Origin of the sequence: Candidatus Magnetobacterium casense (assembly GCF_019173545.1) — a bacterium.
Taxonomy (GTDB): domain Bacteria; phylum Nitrospirota; class Thermodesulfovibrionia; order Thermodesulfovibrionales; family Magnetobacteriaceae; genus Magnetobacterium; species Magnetobacterium cryptolimnobacter.
This window is the reverse complement of record NZ_JABXWD010000288.1, coordinates 1-4650: the sequence shown is the minus strand read 5'-3', so window position 1 is coordinate 4650 and position 4650 is coordinate 1. Positions and strand designations below refer to the sequence as shown.

Below are 4650 nucleotides of genomic sequence, written 5' to 3'. Positions count from 1 at the left end.
TGTTCATCCCCCATACCGACATGACAAGATTTCCCTCCGCCGTAACGTAAGTAAAAAGAGGGAAAAAAAGGGGTGGCTCCGCTTCTGGTAGCACTCCATTCAAACGTGGTCACGTTGCTCACGCACAACAACAATGCCATATTACACAGGTATAAAAGCGGCTTAAATCCTTGTAACCACGGTTGATTGTGGTGCTACCAGAAGCGGAGCCACCCCTTTTTTTCCCTCTTTTTACTTACGTTACGGCGGAGGGAAATCTTGTCATGTCGGTATGGGGGATGAACATTGCCGAGATGTATTCGTCCATGTATCCGCCCACGACGGAAAGCTCGACGTAGGTCATCTTTGATGCGATGTCTTCCAGTTCCCGTCTGAGTTCGTCGGACATGAGTGCCAGATATGCGCCGATAATGGAGGTGTTGCCCAGGAATACGTACTTGTCACGCTCAAGGTCTGGCAACATGCCAAGCATAATGGCCTTTGGCACGTTGAGGGAGTTTCCAAATCCGCCAGCGATATACACCCTGTCCAGGGCCTCAAGGGGCATCCCCACCTCGTTGAGCAACAACGAAACACCGGCAAAAATGGCGGCCTTTGCCCTGATCAGGTTTTCAATATCGACCTGCGTAAGGACAATATCCCTCTTCAGCACCGGATCATGGTGGAAGACGAACTCCAGTCCCTCCTGTCCCTGCCGTATGCGCTGTGACTTGTCGGGGACAAATATGCCCTTTTGATTTATAATACCGGTTGTATACATTTCGACGATTGCGTCGATCATCCCCGATCCACAGATTCCCACAGGGGCAACGCCGTCTATGACACCAAAGCCGAGTTCCAACGTGACGGGGTCGATCTTCACCGAATCAATGGCCCCCGGTGTGGCCCTCATGCCGTGTCTTATGCCGCTGCCCTCAAAGCACGGACCAGCCGAACAGGCCGCCGTCATTATCCACTCGTTGTTGCCAATGGCCACTTCGGCATTTGTGCCTATGTCCATAAACAGCGACAACTCGGGGTTTTTGTACAACTTTGAGGCCAGTATCCCGGCCACTACATCGCCACCAACGTAGCTGGCAACTGCCGGAGACGTATAGACCGGTGACTGCGGATTTATGGAGAGCCTTGCCGCCTGTGCCTTCCACACCGGATAGATGTTGACCGTTGGGATATAGGGGTCTTCCCTGATGGATGCGGGATTAAGCCCCCAGAATATCTGTGACATGGTGGTGTTGGCCGCAATCACTGCCCCGTCTATTTCGCAGCCCGATATGGCATGTTTGTCCATAAACGAGCTGACTATCGTGTTTATGTCGCCAACGACGGCGTCTCTGAGGTCTCCCATGCCATTTGACTCTGTGGCATAGACTATCCTGGTTATGACGTCGTCGCCGTATCTGGTCTGTGAGTTATACGTTGAACCAATATCGAGCACCTGTCCGGTTGTGAAATCAACCAGGTAGACAACCACGGTGGTCGTGCCAATGTCTATGGCCAGGCCAAACTTGCGCTTGCATCTGTCCGGCAGAAACAGGGACAGGGCCTCAGCCGATACGTCGTTGAGTTTGCTGTAGGACAGGGAGACATTCCAGTTACCCTCTCGCAGGACATCGTGCAGGGTTGAGACGAGTTCGTAGGAATAGCTCATTGTCAGCGATGTCTCACTGACTGCTCGCTTGACTCTTTCGAGGTCGCTGATGTTATCCTGTATGGAGGGTGGTGGCAGTTGAAGCGCCAGACGCTTTACCAACGGGTCTGTCGTCACCCCGTATGAGGTCAGATATGCGGCGGGGTCCTTGAATGCCGCTATGGCGATCCTGCCACCAAGTACGAGCTTTGACTCCTTGGGTATCTCAATGACAAGCGCAGTGGATGGCGTGCTCTGACAGGCCAGGACCATTCCGGCATCTATCTCCGTCTTTTGGAGTCTGCCATAGCCCTTGACCTCGAACTGCCCCTGCAGCACCCTGACCTTGCACTTGCCACAACTGCCTTTACCTCCGCATGGAGCGGCAAGGTAGACACCGTTGCGCTTTAAGGCATCATAGATTGTCTCTCTTTCCTGTACGTGGAGAGTCCTCTCTCCGACTATCTGCAGCTCTTTGGTCACTGATTGGCTCCTTTGCTGTTGTTATTTCAATTTGTCACAGCAGTTGTAGATAATCCAGGACTGCTTATCCCGATTACCCATTTTGTCTACGACTTCGATGTCGATTACGTTTCTGCCAGGTTTGAGAGTCACCGTGGTTGCAAACGAACCGTCTTTATTGACGCTGACGTTGTGTTTGCCGACGGTTAGGACAACCTGGCCTACGCCTCCTTCGATCTTACCCCTGAGAGTTGTCTCATCGGGTTTTGAATGTAGCGTTGCCTTGTCCTCGTCAGGGAATTGCAGCGATATCTTCAGAGGCATCTTCTCTTTTCTGACAATCACGTATGTTTTGGTCTCAACACGACCGGAATCGTCCCTGGCAGTAACCGTGAGCTTATTCTTGCCGGTCTCCAGCTTAACTGCATGGCTGAAGTTACCCTTGCTGTCCGTCTGTACGGGGTCGTTGTTGACACTGACCTGTATCTTCAGTTCATCGGTGTTGACACTGCCCGTGATGCTGATAGTCTCATCTGTAGTGCTGGCGCCATCAGAGATACCGGTCAGTGTAAGTCTTAGCGCAGGTGGAGCTTTTTTCTCATGAACAGTTTTTTGAGCAGGCGTAGGTTTGGGCGTGCGCGTGGGTTTTGACGTGTGAGCAGGAGTTGGTACCGGCGTTGACTCAGGCGTATGTGTGAGTGTCGGTTTTACAGTAGACACTGGCGTGGGCACAGGGGTAGGCACAGGCGTAGGTTTTGGAGTAGGCGCTGGCGTAGGCACGGGCGTAGGTTTTGGAGTTGGCACAGGAGTTGGTTCTGGCGTTGGCTTGGGTGTGCGAACCGGCGTTGGCTCCGGTGTTGGCGGCGGCGGTGTCGTAGGGGTTGGCTCGCAGGTTGTAAACATACCAATGGTCTTGCATTTCTCTGCCGCCCTTGCCTCCGATACACCCAGGCGGATTGTACGTTTGGCTGAGATGTTAAACTGAGATATGATAAAAAAAAGTAACGCCGCAATAATAGCTATTTTAATGAGCAGAGACATAATGTCTCTATTTAAATAACCCTTTATCTTCATAAAGCGTTCAAAATAATATTATTTTTGATACTGATGTCACACGGGTCCAATCAAAACCTTAGCTTAAAGGTTACCGGCAGATTGGATTCCACCTTGATACCCTGCCCAAAGGACAGTGCAGAGTGGTCAATAGTCACCTGTACTTCGTCTCTCTCTATGCCGACGTAGGCGACGTTGCCTGAGACAGAGAGGGTGGCGTGTGAGAGGTTGTCCTTAGTCATGGTCTCTGCGGAGAGTCCAAGCGATGTCAGGGGGAATTCAACGGAGGGGGTCTTTTTTTCCCTCACCCGATTTGCTTTTAACAAGAGGTTCATTTTTTGCGGTTTTAGCACAATCACGGAAGAAAAACTGCCGTTTTTGGCTATAGTCAACGGTTGTTCATTGATGTCGATTCGGAGGCTTTCATCAAAGACTCCCTGAATGTCTCCTGCAGCGGGAGGGCGTATTTTAAGTTCAACCCCCTGCTGGACATCGGCTCCTGGCGGTGTAACGGGAGGGACCGGCAGAGGTAAAGGTTCCGTGGTGGATTGCTTGGATTGATTGCCCTCTGACATGTCAACCGTGGTGTTGATTGCTGACGGACATTGTCCTTGCAGCTCGGAGAGTTTGCTGTTAGGGGTATATTCGAAGTCATACATTCCGATCCGGAGGGTTTTGTCCTTGGGGTCGAGTCCTATGGCCTTGTTGAAGTACATGATGGAGCGGTTGCAGTTGCCGTCTTTGAGGGCGCTGACACCCTTTTCGTAAGTCATCAGCGCCGAAACGGAACCCGCAACGGCATAAGAATCCAGTACCCCGCACAATACAAAGAAAACGCCCAACAGTGTTACCGTTGCCCTGTTGAACAGACACACTATCATCTCTCTTAATGCACACATAAACACTCCTGGTGTCCGTTGTCAAGTCCTGAAAATTGCTTCAATGTCAATCTCCAGGCCATCCATTACCCTGGACTTAACCACGCCGGAACACTCGGCATACGAAAACAGCTCATATCTGCTGTCTTTGAGGGTTAATATTTCTATCATCTCCAACTCGGGGATTACGATCCAATATTCAGGGACACCGTATCGTTGGTATATATCCCTCTTTGTTATCATATCTTTTGCCGATGTCCCCTTTGACACTATCTCACATACCATGTCGGGCACCCCTCTGACCCAATCCTGGAAGATAGCGATGTTTTCGTTGCTGATAAACAACAGGTCCGGTTGTAATCTGTTGACGCCTTCTTCAAGTATGACGTCAAGAGGGGAATAATAGACCTCGCCTATTTTCTTTGCCGTTACAAACGTATAAATTGCGTGATTTATTCTCTGGCTAATCCTCTGATGTTTACCAAAAGGGCTAGGTGGCATAATCCTTTCTCCATTGATTATTTCCGTTAAATCAAGGTCGGTTGATAATTCTGCTAGCCCTTGCATGGCCTCCCTTAGAACTGATAGACCATAGAGATGGTGAGTTTGTCTCTGTCTTTGGCCAGGTCA

General features: G+C 50.6%; 5 protein-coding genes. 1 reads left to right on the top strand and 4 read right to left on the bottom strand.

The annotated features are described in order from the left end of the window. Window positions 1-235 precede the first annotated feature (235 nt). Window positions 236-2110 (bottom strand): ASKHA domain-containing protein, encoded by a 1875-nt coding sequence (locus tag HWQ67_RS13460; RefSeq protein WP_218253206.1) that lies wholly within the window; start codon window positions 2108-2110, stop codon window positions 236-238. 21 nt (window positions 2111-2131) lie between these two features. Then, window positions 2132-2809, bottom strand: a complete 678-nt coding sequence (locus HWQ67_RS13455; RefSeq protein ID WP_218253205.1) for a hypothetical protein — start codon at window positions 2807-2809, stop codon at window positions 2132-2134. Window positions 2810-2813: 4 nt separating this feature from the next. Between HWQ67_RS13455 and HWQ67_RS20250 the strand changes: the two genes are divergently transcribed. Continuing rightward, the gene (locus tag HWQ67_RS20250; RefSeq protein ID WP_218253204.1) at window positions 2814-3074 is read left to right on the top strand and encodes a hypothetical protein; all 261 of its coding nucleotides are present in this window, start codon (window positions 2814-2816) and stop codon (window positions 3072-3074) included. Window positions 3075-3213: 139 nt separating this feature from the next. On the opposite strand, the gene HWQ67_RS13445 is transcribed toward HWQ67_RS20250, so the two are convergent. Both HWQ67_RS13445 and HWQ67_RS13440 read right to left on the bottom strand, forming a co-directional pair. Further along, the gene (locus HWQ67_RS13445; RefSeq protein WP_218253203.1) at window positions 3214-4041 is read right to left on the bottom strand and encodes a hypothetical protein; all 828 of its coding nucleotides are present in this window, start codon (window positions 4039-4041) and stop codon (window positions 3214-3216) included. A gap of 21 nt (window positions 4042-4062) precedes the next feature. Continuing rightward, window positions 4063-4587 (bottom strand): Uma2 family endonuclease, encoded by a 525-nt coding sequence (locus HWQ67_RS13440; protein WP_218253202.1) that lies wholly within the window; start codon window positions 4585-4587, stop codon window positions 4063-4065. Between the last annotated feature and the right edge of the window lie 63 nt (window positions 4588-4650).

Excerpts from the sequence above, each read along its gene's own strand:
- HWQ67_RS13445 (WP_218253203.1), bottom strand. The coding sequence starts at position 4,041 with ATGTGTGCATTAAGAGAGATGATAGTGTGTCTGTTCAACAGGGCAACG.
- HWQ67_RS13440 (WP_218253202.1), bottom strand. The coding sequence starts at position 4,587 with ATGCAAGGGCTAGCAGAATTATCAACCGACCTTGATTTAACGGAAATA.